This window comes from Dapis hubbardiae BLCC-M172, assembly GCF_050016015.1.
Classification (GTDB): Bacteria; Cyanobacteriota; Cyanobacteriia; order Cyanobacteriales; family Microcoleaceae; genus Trichodesmium.
In genome coordinates, this window is the sequence record NZ_JBNHEQ010000338.1 from 7,216 (window position 1) to 22,363 (window position 15,148).

At 34.9% G+C, this 15,148-nt stretch carries 14 protein-coding genes; 5 read left to right on the forward strand and 9 right to left on the reverse strand.

Annotation, left to right across the window (positions count from 1 at the left end):
* The first annotated feature begins 308 nt into the window (after positions 1–308).
* A complete protein-coding gene (locus ACP6PK_RS31310; protein WP_426565664.1) occupies positions 309–1,889 on the forward strand; it encodes an NAD(P)H-quinone oxidoreductase subunit 4 in 1,581 nt (526 codons plus the stop codon).
* 67 nt (positions 1,890–1,956) lie between these two features.
* Here ACP6PK_RS31310 and ACP6PK_RS31315 read toward each other — a convergent pair whose 3' ends face one another.
* The 5 genes from ACP6PK_RS31315 to ACP6PK_RS31335 form a co-directional block, all read right to left on the reverse strand.
* Positions 1,957–3,897 (reverse strand): type I restriction enzyme HsdR N-terminal domain-containing protein, encoded by a 1,941-nt coding sequence (locus ACP6PK_RS31315; RefSeq protein WP_426565666.1) that lies wholly within the window; start codon positions 3,895–3,897, stop codon positions 1,957–1,959.
* A 141-nt stretch (positions 3,898–4,038) separates the two neighbouring features.
* Positions 4,039–4,272, reverse strand: a complete 234-nt coding sequence (locus ACP6PK_RS31320; protein ID WP_426565668.1) for a DUF6737 family protein — start codon at positions 4,270–4,272, stop codon at positions 4,039–4,041.
* Between the two features lie 345 nt (positions 4,273–4,617).
* Positions 4,618–4,863 carry a hypothetical protein gene (locus tag ACP6PK_RS31325; RefSeq protein WP_094673818.1) on the reverse strand — a complete coding sequence of 82 codons (246 nt, stop codon included), beginning with the start codon at positions 4,861–4,863 and terminating at the stop codon, positions 4,618–4,620.
* A gap of 417 nt (positions 4,864–5,280) precedes the next feature.
* Complete coding sequence (locus ACP6PK_RS31330) at positions 5,281–6,372, reverse strand: hybrid sensor histidine kinase/response regulator (protein WP_426565670.1); 1,092 nt, start codon at positions 6,370–6,372, stop codon at positions 5,281–5,283.
* Positions 6,350–8,311, reverse strand: coding sequence for a PAS domain-containing sensor histidine kinase (locus ACP6PK_RS31335; protein WP_426565672.1), 1,962 nt, complete (start codon positions 8,309–8,311; stop codon positions 6,350–6,352). The genes ACP6PK_RS31330 and ACP6PK_RS31335 overlap by 23 nt, the downstream gene beginning before the upstream one ends.
* 770 nt (positions 8,312–9,081) lie before the next feature.
* Between ACP6PK_RS31335 and ACP6PK_RS31340 the strand changes: the two genes are divergently transcribed.
* From ACP6PK_RS31340 to ACP6PK_RS31350, 3 genes are all read left to right on the forward strand, one after another.
* Positions 9,082–9,600, forward strand: a complete 519-nt coding sequence (locus ACP6PK_RS31340; protein WP_426565674.1) for a hypothetical protein — start codon at positions 9,082–9,084, stop codon at positions 9,598–9,600.
* A gap of 656 nt (positions 9,601–10,256) precedes the next feature.
* On the forward strand, positions 10,257–10,451 hold the full coding sequence (locus ACP6PK_RS31345; protein WP_426565676.1) for a DUF2949 domain-containing protein: 195 nt from the start codon (positions 10,257–10,259) through the stop codon (positions 10,449–10,451).
* Positions 10,452–11,340: 889 nt separating this feature from the next.
* The gene (locus ACP6PK_RS31350; protein ID WP_426565678.1) at positions 11,341–11,727 is read left to right on the forward strand and encodes a nuclear transport factor 2 family protein; all 387 of its coding nucleotides are present in this window, start codon (positions 11,341–11,343) and stop codon (positions 11,725–11,727) included.
* 295 nt (positions 11,728–12,022) lie between these two features.
* Here the strand turns inward: ACP6PK_RS31350 and ACP6PK_RS31355 are convergent, their stop codons facing one another.
* Positions 12,023–12,400, reverse strand: a complete 378-nt coding sequence (locus ACP6PK_RS31355; protein WP_094673639.1) for a hypothetical protein — start codon at positions 12,398–12,400, stop codon at positions 12,023–12,025.
* A 796-nt stretch (positions 12,401–13,196) separates the two neighbouring features.
* Between ACP6PK_RS31355 and ACP6PK_RS31360 the strand changes: the two genes are divergently transcribed.
* Positions 13,197–13,355, forward strand: coding sequence for a hypothetical protein (locus ACP6PK_RS31360; protein WP_426565680.1), 159 nt, complete (start codon positions 13,197–13,199; stop codon positions 13,353–13,355).
* A gap of 502 nt (positions 13,356–13,857) precedes the next feature.
* Here ACP6PK_RS31360 and ACP6PK_RS31365 read toward each other — a convergent pair.
* The 3 genes from ACP6PK_RS31365 to ACP6PK_RS31375 form a co-directional block, all read right to left on the reverse strand.
* Positions 13,858–14,196 (reverse strand): RNA-guided endonuclease InsQ/TnpB family protein, encoded by a 339-nt coding sequence (locus ACP6PK_RS31365; protein ID WP_426565682.1) that lies wholly within the window; start codon positions 14,194–14,196, stop codon positions 13,858–13,860.
* Between the two features lie 5 nt (positions 14,197–14,201).
* A complete protein-coding gene (locus tag ACP6PK_RS31370) occupies positions 14,202–14,576 on the reverse strand; it encodes a transposase (protein ID WP_426565684.1) in 375 nt (124 codons plus the stop codon).
* Positions 14,577–14,786: 210 nt separating this feature from the next.
* A partial coding sequence (locus ACP6PK_RS31375) for a helix-turn-helix domain-containing protein (protein ID WP_426565686.1) occupies positions 14,787–15,148 on the reverse strand: 362 nt, incomplete at its 5' end.

The window sequence follows — 15,148 nt, forward strand, 5'->3', positions numbered from 1 at the left end:
AGTATCGGTACAATTCAATATTATTGTGGAGGTTTGCAGACCAAAATCCGACAAAATTTGGATTTTTTGCCCATACTAGAAATTCGGTAGTATCGGTACAATTCAATATTATTGTGGAGGTTTGCAGACCAAAATCCGACAAATGCCAATACTACAAATTAAGCGAATTTGATATAACTTCTGACTGATAACTGATGCTCAGAAACTGTCAAACTAAATTCACCAGGAATGGAAACAAAAGAACTCAAACTTAAGTTTTCCTCCTACTCATAACTTTACAAAATTTTCCAACTAAGAATTAAATATCTATGGCTGATTTTCCTTGGCTGACTACAATCATCCTATTTCCAATAGTTGCATCTTTGCTAATTCCGATCATTCCGGATAAAGACGGCAAAACGGTGCGGTGGTACGCCTTAATTGTTGGATTAATTGATTTTGCTGTTATTACTACTGCCTTCTACACAGGTTACGACACTAATAACCCAGAACTCCAACTGGTAGAAAGTTACGCTTGGGTTCCACAATTAGACTTAAATTGGTCAGTGGGAGCAGATGGTTTATCCATGCCATTAATTATCCTAACTGGCTTTATCACTACCCTAGCAATTATGGCAGCATGGCCTGTAACTTTTAAGCCAAAGCTGTTTTATTTCTTGATGTTGTTAATGTACGGCGGTCAAATTGCTGTATTTGCCGTACAAGATATGCTGTTATTCTTCCTGGTTTGGGAATTGGAATTAGTACCTGTTTACCTAATTCTGTCTATCTGGGGAGGCAAAAAACGGTTGTATGCAGCAACTAAGTTTATTCTCTATACAGCAGGTGGTTCCCTGTTTATTTTGATAGCAGCGTTAACAATGGCGTTTTATGGCGATACTGTTACGTTTGATATGAGAGCGGTTGCTGCGAAAGATTACGCTATAAATCTGCAACTGTTGTTATATGGAGCGTTTTTGATTGCTTATGCTGTGAAATTGCCAATTTTCCCATTACATACTTGGTTGCCAGATGCTCATGGGGAAGCAACAGCACCTGCTCATATGTTACTGGCAGGAATTCTGCTGAAAATGGGTGGTTATGCACTGCTACGGATGAATGCAGGAATGTTACCTGATGCTCATGCAGTATTTGCTCCTATATTAGTAATTTTGGGGGTTGTGAATATTGTCTATGCTGCTTTGACTTCGTTTGCTCAACGAAACCTGAAGCGGAAAATTGCTTACTCTTCGATTTCTCACATGGGATTTGTGTTAATTGGTATGGCTTCTTTTACCGATATTGGTATGAGTGGAGCTGTGCTGCAAATGATTTCCCACGGTTTAATTGGAGCAAGTTTATTCTTTTTAGTGGGAGCTACTTATGACCGTACCCATACTTTAATTTTAGATGAAATGGGTGGTGTCGGTAAGAGAATGAAGAAAGTTTTCGCTATGTGGACGACTTGTTCGATGGCATCTTTAGCATTACCAGGAATGAGTGGTTTTGTGGCTGAGGTGATGGTATTTATTGGTTTTGCTACCAGTGATGCTTATAACCCAACTTTCAAAGTTATGGTAATTTTCTTGGCAGCAGTGGGAGTAATTTTGACTCCAATTTATCTGTTGTCAATGTTGCGAGAAATTTTGTTTGGTCCTGAGAATAAGAAGTTAGTAGAAAACGAAGTTCTCAAGGATGCGGAACCCCGCGAAGTGTTTATTATTGGCTGTTTGTTAGTACCAATTATTGGGATAGGTTTGTATCCTAAGATTGTGACTCAGATTTATGATGCAACAACTGTGCAGTTAACCGCGCGGTTACGAGATTCGGTGCCGTTGTTGATGGAGTCTGAAAAGGTGGCATTAACGGATGGAAGTGAGTCGTTGATGCGTGCGCCTGCGATTAAGTAGTGTTGCAGTTGTTTTTGATTAGTTTTTTGTCAACCCCCAAATTAAAAGGGGGTTTTATTTTGTTTTACTAATCTCGATTTGGATAAATATAACGCTCTTCAAAGCGACTTAATTCCCACAGTGGAATTAGAGCCTTTTTTGCAGCATTAAGTTGGGTTTGAGAGTAGTGGAGATCATCCTCAGAGCGTAAAAGAGAACTAAATGTCCGAGACATTAAATCTACATAAGAACTATTTTCAAATTCTAAATTACTAATTCTTTCTACTTGTTGGTCTAAAAAATTTACCACACGTTCGTAACTCCAGTTACCCTCATTAGCGAACTTTAGTCGTTCATTTTTACTAGATAGTTTATATTTAATTGCTCTTAATTTTTCAGTAATATAATGCGTTTCCGATACATCACTATCTCTAACTAAATTTGTACAAGCTTGGTAGTAAGGGTATAAGAGTGAAGCATCAATTTTTGTCCACCTATTAATAATCCATTGTTGAATATCACAAATATAAGGTTCTAGTTGACTAGCTTCATAAATGTTTCTAATGGGAATATGTTTTTCTTCTGGATAATCTAAAATACTATCTTCAAACTCAGTTTGATCTTGATGATGGAAGTAGTAATCAAGGACTTTAGGGATAAACTTTTCTAACAACCACTTTTTAGTATAAGTAGCAGTCCAAAACCCTCTATAGCCTACATTTTTTCGCCATGACTCATAATACTTGTCAAAAAATTCTAATTCATAATTCTCTAGAAAATAGATTATATCAATACTATAATATGAATCTATATTGGGGTTTAAGCTAGGGTAAATATTGGTTTGCTCTGGATAATTACTCCTACTACAAGCACGACAAACTTTAATATATTTTACTTTCTCAAAAATATGCCAATCTGAGTTTCCATCATTATAACTAAACTCACTGACAAATTTAAGCATTAATTCCCATAATTCTTTGGTGACTGAAAACAGCTTAAAGCCTTGAATATATTCAAGATTAACTGGCTCAAATTCAGATGCTTCAAGAATATTTTCAGATTCGATAATTATACGTTTGTATTCTGACAAAACCTCATCAACACAATCACATAAATCTTGAGTTTCTACTGCTGATAAAATTACTGTTGTTCCACCTAAACTTGCTTCAAAATAATTATCTTCTAATTGTCTAAGAAAACTACGAGTTCCCCAGTGAGGTTTAGTTTTGAATCCCATCATTAAGTTGCCAAGTATTTCTTGATGACTTAAATAAATTGTTGAACCTCTTAAAATTAAGCTACTAAACTCTATTGTACAATCACCCTCATCAAATGCTATTGGCAAATTACATTCTATTGCTACTTTGGGTTTAACAACCCTTAAGTATTTTTTTCCTCTAGTAGTAGAAGGTTCAAAATCACCTTTATCTAAAATAGCTTGTATCTCTGGATGACGTTGCAAAGCTTTTTCTAGAGATACATATTGACTATGAGTTAAGTCATTCGCTATCTTTTCATTAATTTGTTTGACAATTTCAAAGTTGAGTTGATTATAGAATTCTGAGGCTATTTTTTTCTCTTTAAGTTCATCAGTAGTAATATCAAATACAGCTTCTTCTATACGGTGGCGAGGTCGCTTTAAAACTTTCACTTGATAGCCATTAGTTACTACTAAAAAAACAGACTTAAGATGGTCACCATAAAATTTAGCTTGTTTGATATGTGGTTCTAAATTTTTTTCTGTAGGCTTTTTTGCTTCCACAATAATCAGTGAGGTATCAGCATTCTGTTTTTCTTGTTCATTTGTTGAAAAATAGACATGATCTGCTTCTGGATCTCTACCTTGTTTTTTTCCTGGTTTATAAGCTTTGATAGGATATTTACCTCGACGATTATTTTCTGGATAACCTAATAGTTTAAAGAAGGGTAAGACAAATTTAGTTTCAACATCATCTTCATTTTTAAGAAGTTCTGGATTGAAATTATTTATCCACTCAATTAATAAATCAATTTGATGTTTGTTTGACATATTTTTATTAAGATTTCACTATATTTTACCAGCTAAATATATCTATGTAGTACATAACTTTTTATTTCCCATATACGATCGCTTCTCCTAACTATTCAGAAAAGCGATCGCTCTAAAATATCTCTAGATACTTTCTAACAATCAAACTTTATTTGACATTTTTAATTCTGCCATTAACTTCGGCCAAATTATGAGGAAAAATCCCATCCAAGTCAATATAGGAATAGAAACAATAACTGTTAACCAAACCATTCTAAATATCAACCAACTACTACTAATAATAGTGATTCCTGTCAAAAGTATTGACCAAGGTTGGCACCACCAAGGTTTGTAATTCCACGGATTAAATTTTTCAGGTTCAACTGATTTGTTCATAATCAAAAATATGTGACAAAATCCTATAGAAAACTGTAGCACAGCCAAGATGGCTGTCATTAAACTATTGCGCAATAGTTTTGAGTTTTGAGATTTGAGATTAAGTGGCAAGGGTAGCGATCGCTTCCGCTGCCTTTCTCTTTGATTGATTATTCATTCAACTGTTGTACAATAGTTTTTTTTTAATCAACTATTGTACAACAGTTGTGAGATTTTAGATAAAACTACGGTAGCACAGCCATCTTAGCTGTCATTAAACTATTGCGTAGCAGTAGGGAAGTAAAGATTGTTGTTGGGTTTCGTTCCTCAACCCAACCTACGCTTACTGAGACTATTTCCTACTCCCTACTCCCTACTCCCTAAGCGTTTAGTAATTTGTTTAATAATTCCACTGAGAATAGCACCTCCCATCAAAATTCCAATAGCAGGAGTAAAGACTGGTTCCCATAACCTATGCCAAAGATCGAGACCTAAAGACACCCCAGAATAACGACCAATAACAGCGATCGCAAACCAGGCAAAACCAATTATTACTAGAAATACATCTACCACTAAAAATGTATCTAACCAGTTGAGTAATTTGTCTTTCATTGTTAGTAATTCCTCGTAAATATTGTAATTTATTATAAAATATAGCAATCCTAAATATAAATAGCTTGTAATATTCTATCGTAGGGGTTTGGTTTCCAAATCCCATTTTCGTTTGGGTTTGGAGACGAAACCCCTACAGTTTTTTTCACAAATCATTTAGGATTAGTATAATACCATTTCTAGATAGTAAGTGCCTAGGCAAAATTAATTACCATTATTTCTTGCCTGTGATTTTTACAATATTGGCTGTTCACCACCTAGAGTATGTGTAATTAATTTTGCACAACTACTTAATGCTATATCTAGTTGCCACTTTCCCACCCTCCCCACTCTTCCCGCACTCTGCCTTTTTTCAGCAAACCCTAATTATTCATTATCAATTATCCATTATTCATTATCCATTATTCATTATCCATCTTAACTTGTAGGGAGAAAAATAGTCACAGTTGTTTGCTCTTCTGGAATACTTTGGATAATTAATTTGCCATTATGTAATTCAATCATCTGTTTCGCAATAGTTAGACCTAAACCTGAACCTTGTTGCTCATATATGCGACGATTAAATTGTTTATAAGCTCCCACATTAGCAATTTCATTAATACTCATTCCTGTACCATGATCTATAAAATAAACAGCAAAAATATTATTAAGTAATTTACCTATTACCTCCACTTTCGTGTTAGAAGGAGAAAATTTAAAAGCATTGTCTAACAACTCATCTATGATTTTCCTAAAGTTAGGCTCAGAAATTTTTAAATTAGCATTTTCCGATGTTAGATCTAAATCTTTTAAGCGATTAAAACTTGTTGCTTTTTCCAGAGCAACCTCTCTAATTATTGACTTAGGATTATTAAGACTACCTGCTTTAAATAATTGTAATCTATCTCTGTCTCGTGATAATAACTCCAAATCTGTATAGAGTAAAAAATTTTGGATTAGTCGATATAAACGGTGAGCAGAAACATTAATATTTTCTAGCATTGTGAAAATTTCATTCTCTTCCAAATCTTTAAAGTCTTCAATTATCAACTGTGAATAACCAATAATTCCATTGAGAGGAGTGCGTAGTTCGTGAGGTAGAGATAAAGTAATACTACTTCTTAAGTCATCTAATTGTTCTTGAGTTCTTCTTTCAATAACCCTTTGTTTATCTAACCTAGTATTAATAGCTTTCATTAATTCATCTCTAGTAAAGGGTTTTGTTAAGTAATCATCTGCTCCTAATTCCATTCCTTCTCTTAAATCTGCTTTTGTAGATTTTGCCGTCAGAAAAATAAATGGAATTGCTTCTGTTACTAAATTTTCTCGTAATGATTTTAATACTCCATACCCATCAACTTCCGGCATCATCACATCACAAATAATTAAATCTGGAACTTCTTGTTGAGCCTTTTCTATTCCTACTATGCCATTTTTTGCTCCTATTACCACAAAATCTTCTGCTTCTAAAATATCTGTAATGATTGTCAAAATTGATTTATCATCTTCAATCACTAGAATTTTTTTCATCTATATTTTCCTTTGCTAAATTCAATGGTAATATGACAGTAAATGTACTACCAACCCCAACTTCACTTTCTAGAAAAATCTGACCTCTATGTAAATATACAAAGTTTTTGACAATAGTAAGTCCTAATCCTGTACCAGCAATATCGGCAACATTTTGAGCGCGATAGAAAGAGTCAAATAGGTATTTTTGTTCTGCTTCTGGAATACCAATACCTTCATCTTGGACTTGAAAAATTGCATAGTTATTTAAGTAAGAAAGTTTGAGGTACACCTGACCACCTTGGGGTGAATATTTGACCGCATTCCAAAGTAAATTATACAGGATATGTTGCAACAACTTTCTATCTATGAAAACTACTTCAGGTATTTGTTGTGGGAATTGATTTTGTGCTAATAGCGTTGAATAATTTTCCCCCTGATTTTGCTGGTTTGAATCTAAGTTTAATATTTTCTTTAAAATGCTTATATCTGGGGATTTTTTTATAGTTACTTGCTTGGCTTCTTGAACGATAAAATCAAGGGAATATTGACTACCAATGTTGAGTTTAATATCTTCTATAGTATCTTGACAAAACCTTTCTAAATCTAATGGTGATGGGTTAAAATCAAAATTACCTGATTCTGTCTTGCCAATAACTAATATGTCATTCACCAACCCTGTCATGTGTTGAGCTGTAGCTTGAATACGATGCAAATAAATCAATTTTTTTTCTTCATTCCATTTATGACCATAGTGTTCTAATGCTTCTGCGGAAGCTAATATGGTCGTTAAAGGAGTACGAAATTCATGGGATGCCATAGAAATAAATTGGGACTTAAGTTGATTTAGGTCTTTTTCTATTTCCAGTGCTTTCTTTATTTCTGCTTCCGCCCATTTACGTTCTGTAATATCTTCAATATCACCTTCATAAGCAATGAGTTTACCTTGTTGATCGTACACTGCTCTTGCATTTTCAGAAATCCAGAAAATACTGCCATCCGCACGATAAGCTTGAGATTCAAATTTTAATACTGTTCCATCCCTATTAATCAAATTCAGAAACTCATCTCGACGACTAGAGTTAACATAAATTTGCTTGCCAATATCATTAACTTGTACCATCAGTTGCTCTGGTGAGTCGTAACCAAATATCTTGGCTAAAGTAGGATTACTGTATATATAACGCCCATCCGGTGTAGACTGAAAAATACCTTCAACTGAGTTCTCCAGAATGCTGCGATACCTATCTTCAGTTGAATGTAATTTTTGATATGCTGCTTCTAGCTGTAATTTGGTATTAAATTCAGTTTTTTGTAGAGACTCATATAAATATACAGATAGATCGCAAATTAAACATACCCAGAAGACGCCAAAACACATCTTAACAAAATTCCAATCAGAGGGTGCTATATCTAAACCAAGAATTTGATTCACGCTGAAGTAGTAACCTAAAATAGTGATTTGAGATATAAGATGGAGAAACCATCTGACAGGAATTAAAGTTGCCTGAGTAAAGAAAGTCAACATCCAGACAAAAAATTCAGGATTAACATTTCCTGTAATTGTATCTGAAATTTGCTCAATCATTGTCACAGTCCAAGAAAAGCTCAGAAATATCAGACCTAGATGACGATGACCCCAAGCAGTTCGCAGTAGCAATATACAGCTAACTAGAATTGAATGTACTAAAATTCTGGCAATTAGCCACTCTTCTAAAATAAGATATTTACCTTGTATAAACAAGATTAGATTGAGTATAGTTCTACTTAAAAAGAAGAAAAAAGCTAGCCACAATGCTAAATTTAGTCGAGCAATTAAAAAACGATGTTGCCACTGTGGATAGGAGAGATTTGTTAAGTCTCTACAATTCTCAGAGGTAGGATTAGCACTATCCAAATAGGTAAGTATTTGCCTAACTGGGGATAATTTATGTAGTTTTCTGAGCCATCCATTTAGCATCGTTAGTGAAATTGAAACTTCAGATTGAGATTATGCACTGTGTACATCAGGATACCTTCAATAATTGATAATGGATAATTGATAATGGATAATTGGGTGCATCTCATATTGGCAAAAATACTTTTTTTCTATTCCCTGTTCCCTATTCCCTAAAAGCAATAATTTTTTGGCTTTCTTCATGCATTGAGATGTACCCTGATAATTACCTCTCCCTAAAACGGATTGGATTGAATAAAAGAAAAATAAATTTATTGTTTGGCGTTGGTGATGCGTGGCTATGATTTTTTTTTAATGGCAATTATCTAACTCCTAATTAATCCTAATTAAAAAGCATTTTATCTTTAGACAAATTTAGATTTCATAGCTTGATTCACCAACACCTATTGTTTCTCCTTTCAAGGAGAGGATTTAAACCTTAATTATATTATGTCCGTTTATATCGTTTGTGTAAACCCAAGCGTAAATATTTACAGGAAATTTAAGTTTTTTTGTTGCTTGATATTAAGCCTTCCTACCTGTTCCCTGTTCCCACCTTCTGTGTTCCCTGTTCCCTACCTTTGCTATACAATACCGATGCTAGCGGACATGATATTATTCGGTAATAATCGGTTTTATATCGGCTAACTACTTTTGAAATTTGCCTCTAGATCGTCTAGAATAATTTAGGAAAACAAAAATTATTGATTATTTCTAGTTAGCTTTCTTTAAAATAATATCATTATTTTTATTGTATATTGATTATACTTAATACCTAAAAGTTTAGTCAGATTATGGTTAGTTATACCTTGCCTCAGAATCCAGATACAATCATAACTGTTAGAGGTAAAGATTCAGAAAAGGCCCGTCAGAAAGCTATGGACAAGCTTGTGGAAATGATGGACTCTGGTGAAATACCGACAGAATTAGAAAATGGATTTAGTCCGGAGCAGTTTATTGAGGTCAAAGAATCAAAAGAATTAAAGGAGATTACTTCTGAGGAAGAAGATGCTGTTGCTCAAGCAGTACAGATACTTAGCGATTTTGCAGCACTGAAGATGAAGGTTGTAGAGTCTAGAGAAGAGGCATTAAAAATTCGTTCTGCAATTGAGGTACTATTTACAGATGAACCTGTAACAGTTGAAGAAATTGCTAATCTTAAAGACGGTTTTAAGACGCTGAAAATTTTTGCTGTGGCTAATTTACGCTATAGAGAAGCAAAAGAGAAAGCAGAAGAAGCTCGTATTGTCCTGGATGAAGCGCTCAAATCTGAGGAATCAGAATTAAAGAAGTCTCCTAAATCAGGTAAGTAGATAATTTCAGTTATCAGTTAACAGTTATTCAGTACCTCCTACTGAAGTAGGAGGCTGAAAATAGGGACAATTCTTCTTCCTAAATTCTCTGTAATTCCCGATTTCTCCTGACTCCTGACTCCTATCCTCACTTATAAGACTTCTAATCACAAACCCTACTGATAAGTAATCAAAGCTATTATTACTTATAACGGTAATATCACTGAGGGTAATGTAATTATGGTCTCCTGTAAGAAATTTCTAAAATTCCTCGATCATTACCCTAGTAATGCTCTATTATAGAATTTTGATTAGATCATAGAAAATGTGGATTTCCTGGTCTTTTGATTGGATATTTACTTTATATTTACTACTCATAAAAAGTATAGTTTTCCACGCTTACCTCTACTGAGACTTGAATTAATAATAATTTTTAGATATTGAAATGTATCAAGGGTGAATCAAAAAATCTCATTGCTCCCTAAGACTCAGCACTACAATTTAGTATTCTCTACAACAAAATTGTGATCTGAATCATTGACAAAACTGAGATATCTCACATGATTAAAAGATGAGAGTCACTGAGGCTTTCTGAATAATAATTGATACTAGGTATCGTGATAAATAAAACCTGTTTGAAAATTTTTTTAAGATACTACTGGAGAAAACTTTTAATCATGTCTACAAAACAAGCTCAGTTAATCAAATTCTTGAAGTGGGAGTTGTCCATCCCAGATTCTGCCATAGCCACTGCTTTACGACATCAGGAAGAAGATTCTAATCAATTACCGATGGTACTTTGGCAATATGGCCTAGTAACATTGCAGCAATTGGACAAAATATTTGATTGGTTACAAATGGCCAGTGTTTAATCAATTGCTTTCCGAGCATCACTTAGGGATAGATATATTTTCTAGGTAATACGAGTGAATCACCTTTATTTTAGGAGGTCTGAATTGGGTTTAAAACCAAGACAAATCAGAAAAACAAAATCGAATAAAAACTTTGAATTAAACAAGGGAGTATCTCAGCTAGCTTTTTCAGTAAGATTACTCCCTTTTTTTTTGGCAACAGGTCATTTCAGTTATCAGTTAGCTTCCTATGGTCGTAACTGCGTTTTTTCGTATAGGGAATGCTCCGCAAACATGTCGCGTAGCGTTAACGCGCGTTGTGCGGAACGCTAAACAGTTAGCCTCCTGTAGAGGAACTGTGTTTTTTCGTATAGGGAATGCTCCGCAAACATGTCGCGGAGCGTTTCATGTCGGCGACAGCCGAAAACAGTACCTCTGGCGCTCACCATCGGGATTGACATAATGAACTCTTATCTTTTCATCCCCTATCCAAAGAGAGACTTTGGACTTCCTGGTTTTGGTAATAAAATATCGTATCTTATTTATCAGAGAACTGCTATATAAATTATTAAATATCATCAATTATATTCTTAATCTGTTAATCCAACAGAATAATTTTTGATTGTAACTAATTATCTTAACTTGGTATAGTAACTATGAGAGACTGTTTGTAAAATAAGTATTAAGAGAATGAATAGTTACTAAAATCCCAAATTGGTAATACTTCAAAGAATTGAAATCCAGTAGGTAGAGAGATATGAGGTAAATATATTCCTAGATTTTGAAGTGAGAAATGTGTTGATTTCTTCCTCCCTACTCCCTACTCCCTATTCCCTATCTCATTTTTATCTTTCCTGATACATTCAATCTCTTATTTCGACGATAAACACCTACTAAATCAAACTCAAAAATGACAAAAGAAACTATCGAAAAAGTGGTAAACTCTTACTTCACAAATATGACAGCGATGAATGCTCAAGGATGGTTAGAAATTTTTGCTGAAGACGCTGTTATCTATGACCCTGTTGATAAACCACCAATGAATGCAAAGTCAGACGGTGAGAAATTATTTGCGCTATTCTCGAAGTTCTATGCAAAATTAGAATTGACACCAAACAATATATTTATTGCAGGTAATGGAGCAGCAGTTAAATGGAAGATGCAGGTAGTTGCCAAAAATGGTAAGGAGGCAGTTGCAGAGGGAATTAGTGTGTTTGAGATTAATGAAAATGGTACAATTCAAAAACTATCTTCCTATTGGGATGAGGCTGCAATGCTCGCTCAAATAAAAGGCTAAACTTCTACTTCTTGAGAAGATAGTAGGAACGTTTCATGATAATTTCGGCGTTGGTGAACCTAGCTATCAAATAATCGCTCTGGTGTTATAAGAAACCGGGTTTGTTGGAGACAGATGTCAGTATATATCGGCATCTAATATAAACCCGGTTTCTAGGGTTCTAGAAAAATCATACTGTCTATTTCTGATTCTATCAAAAATGAGGAACTGATAATAATCAGTTCCTCATATGTTATTTTCTCTTAAATCTATAATTTGCAAAGTATTCCCAAAAATTTGATAGCATCAATAATTTCTAAATTCCTAATTTCAATTTGAATCCTTTTCCAGATTGATCGCCGTCTAAAGTATATTCTTCTAGGGGGTTTTCTACTTGACGCTCATCTGGGTTGACAGGAATAGAGACTCCAGGAATCACTTCTACGTTTTGCTCTTGACGACGCAGTTCATAAGGTTTAATTCCCTGATTAGAAGAATTACTAGATTCTGGCTCATCAATATATGTACGGTAATTATCATTAGTAATTGATCTGCCTTCTACTGTTTTGAGAGACTCTCCAGATATAGTTGCTTTGGTTTCAGGGTTATTAGGGTTATTGGATTGTGCTTTAGCAATAGTTGTAAAAGATAACAAGATTGCACTAATACCCAAGATAGTTATAGCTTTCTTCATAATTTATTTGCTTTTGAGTTGATACTTTTTATTGTACTATATCAATGCCTTAAAATACTAGGAAAACTTCCTCTACATTTATAAATAAACTTTCAGTATAATCACTAAATTTTATTAAATATTTAGGTAAAAAATAATATAAGCATAAATACTCATTTGTATTTGAAAATATTATTTTGTAGTCAAAAATCTATGTATTTTCAGGATTAATTAATTACTAATTACTGAATCCAGGAAAAATATTAAATAAATCTTAAGATATTGAATTAAGAGAATAGTTGAAGTTGCAAATTTAGTGTTTAGTATGCCTAATTGTTATTTGAAGATTTGGAGATAATAATTATCGTGAATCATTTGATATTCAATACAGAGACAAAATTATTTGTCAAGTTACTTCTGAACTTATTCATAAATTGATTAAATATAAATGTTAAAAAATAGTAGGTATTAGAGAGACATTTTCCAAAATTTTTAATGGCAAAAAATATAAAAATGTGTAGAATAATATCTCAGTAATTAATGGTGAAAATTAATTGAGAAACTGATACTAATTATACTAAATTTTTTATTGCTATTCGCTAACAATATTTCTTCCTACTCTACCCAGGTGACTTTCTTTAAACTTATACTCTGTTTTTTTTGCTAGCTCCTGACTGAAGTCATATCAAATCCGGTAGCATCGGTGTAATTTAGATAAGGAGTGTGGGAAGGATGGGAAGGGTGGGGAGTGTGGGGAGTGTGGGGAGATGGGGAGATGGGGAGATGGGGAGATGGGGAGAGCTAGGAAGATTTGGCAATGCCTGAAGATGGAAGATTTTTTTATACCGAATTAAGCGGATTTGATATCAAATCTGACTTGATAAACCCTATTTCTGGCATTGCTCAGGGGCGGGATGAATATAAGTGGGACAGGCAGGATGCCTGTTCCTACCGGCCCAAAAATATAGAACCCTAAGGGGATCTATTTAAAATTATAGATTGAGAGTAGGGGCGATTTCCTACGGAATGCTCGTAATTACGCGGAAAGCGACAGCATTCGGTTTGCGCAGCATTCCGCAGGAAACGAAATCGCCCGTACGGGAGTGGGGGAGTGGGGGAGATGGGGAGATGGGGTGTATTAGATATCTGCCACTCATCCCATCATCAAATCAATTATTACCCATTTTTTATCAATTAATTCTCCACCAGAAGCTATTTTCTGGAGATACGCTTAGGGCTTCTATAAGGAACGGGCAAGATGCTCATTCCACAAAACTATTAAAATCATCCCCCATTTATGCAAGCCCCTATTTCTAGTGGTATCTAAGAAACGGTTCCGTTCTACTAAACTTACCCAAACTTACCCACGCGCGAACGCATGAACTTTGGAGCTAGCTTCCTGTTTCATTGAGAATCACCGACCGCAGTCTGCAACCTTCTTCTCTCTACAGGCTTAACATCGCCTGAAACTCAAGCTACTAATGCACATAGTTTTCCAAGTTGACTGCAGCATTAAAATCTCTGTCAGCAGTGAAACCACATTCACTACATTTATAAGTTCTCACATTCAACGGCATTTTTTGTTGATACCCACAATGAGAACATATTTGAGAACTTGGATAAAATCTAGGAGCTATCACGAGCTGGCTTCCATACCACTCACACTTGTATGTCAGCTGACGCTTAAATTCATAAAAACCACAGTCTGCTATAGCACTTGCTAATTTATGATCTCTTGGTGCGCGTTCCCTTGCGACTTGCCTCTTGCAGAGGAGCTTCGCTAACGTCGTCGCGGGGTCGCACCGCTTTTTGAGCATTCCACTTACATTGTCATACTTCTATGACTATGGTGCTGTGGTTCAAAGCTCGCCCATGTTGTCAATTGATGGAGTGTGTCTGCTCTGATATCTGCTACTTTTTTGTTAAGTATGGCAAGTCTTTTTACGGCTTTGGCTCTGTTAAAAGAGCCTGGCTCTTTTTTGTTGACACGGCGTTGATAACGAGTTAGTCGTTTTTTAGCTTGCCTATAGGCTTTAGGGTTGGCAAAGGGTGTGCCATCGCTACAAGTTGCTAGAGTATTTATGCCTACATCTACACCGATAACATCTCGTTTGCTTGGTGCGCGTTCCCTCTCTTGGTCGGCGTTCCCTCTCTTGGTGCGCATTCCCTTGCGACTTTCGTCGTCGCGGGGTCGCATCCGCTTTTGCCAGTATGGGTTGGTTCATAATCATATTTAAAGCTGATGTACCAATTATTTGCGCGTTTAGATATTATCACATTTTTTACTCTGTAAGATGGTAAGATTTCATAAGTTTTTACTATTCCTATTCTTGGTAGTTTGATCTTGTTTCCTTGGCAGATTTTAATACTTCCTTCTAGATAAAAACTATCTTTTTTCCCTTTTTTCTTAAATTTCGGAAATCCACGTCCCCGAATAGTTAAAAAGTTTTTGAATGCCCTTTCTAAATCTCTTAATGCTTGCCCTTGGGGCACATTTTGATACTTCATAGTACCAAGGATTGATTGGTTTAACTTCAGCTACTAAACGTTTATGCAAAGTAATTGCACTAGGGCGTTTTTTCGTTTCTTGATAATCACTAATACAAGTTGCTAATCCCCAGTTGTAAGCGTGCCTAGCTACACCTGCGGAAAGAGCAAGAATTGTTTTTTGCTGATTATTAACTTTTAACTTGGTTTTAAAGGATTTCATTGACAACGGCTTTGTTGCATGAATGTTGCGATCGCAACTTCTCCCCAGAAAGAAGTTAA

Excerpts from the sequence above, each read along its gene's own strand:
- ACP6PK_RS31310 (WP_426565664.1), top strand. The coding sequence starts at position 309 with ATGGCTGATTTTCCTTGGCTGACTACAATCATCCTATTTCCAATAGTT.
- ACP6PK_RS31315 (WP_426565666.1), bottom strand. The coding sequence starts at position 3,897 with ATGTCAAACAAACATCAAATTGATTTATTAATTGAGTGGATAAATAAT.
- ACP6PK_RS31320 (WP_426565668.1), bottom strand. The coding sequence starts at position 4,272 with ATGAACAAATCAGTTGAACCTGAAAAATTTAATCCGTGGAATTACAAA.
- ACP6PK_RS31325 (WP_094673818.1), bottom strand. The coding sequence starts at position 4,863 with ATGAAAGACAAATTACTCAACTGGTTAGATACATTTTTAGTGGTAGAT.
- ACP6PK_RS31330 (WP_426565670.1), bottom strand. The coding sequence starts at position 6,372 with ATGAAAAAAATTCTAGTGATTGAAGATGATAAATCAATTTTGACAATC.
- ACP6PK_RS31335 (WP_426565672.1), bottom strand. The coding sequence starts at position 8,311 with ATGCTAAATGGATGGCTCAGAAAACTACATAAATTATCCCCAGTTAGG.
- ACP6PK_RS31340 (WP_426565674.1), top strand. The coding sequence starts at position 9,082 with ATGGTTAGTTATACCTTGCCTCAGAATCCAGATACAATCATAACTGTT.
- ACP6PK_RS31345 (WP_426565676.1), top strand. The coding sequence starts at position 10,257 with ATGTCTACAAAACAAGCTCAGTTAATCAAATTCTTGAAGTGGGAGTTG.
- ACP6PK_RS31350 (WP_426565678.1), top strand. The coding sequence starts at position 11,341 with ATGACAAAAGAAACTATCGAAAAAGTGGTAAACTCTTACTTCACAAAT.
- ACP6PK_RS31355 (WP_094673639.1), bottom strand. The coding sequence starts at position 12,400 with ATGAAGAAAGCTATAACTATCTTGGGTATTAGTGCAATCTTGTTATCT.
- ACP6PK_RS31360 (WP_426565680.1), top strand. The coding sequence starts at position 13,197 with ATGCCTGAAGATGGAAGATTTTTTTATACCGAATTAAGCGGATTTGAT.
- ACP6PK_RS31365 (WP_426565682.1), bottom strand. The coding sequence starts at position 14,196 with ATGCTCAAAAAGCGGTGCGACCCCGCGACGACGTTAGCGAAGCTCCTC.
- ACP6PK_RS31370 (WP_426565684.1), bottom strand. The coding sequence starts at position 14,576 with ATGCGACCCCGCGACGACGAAAGTCGCAAGGGAATGCGCACCAAGAGA.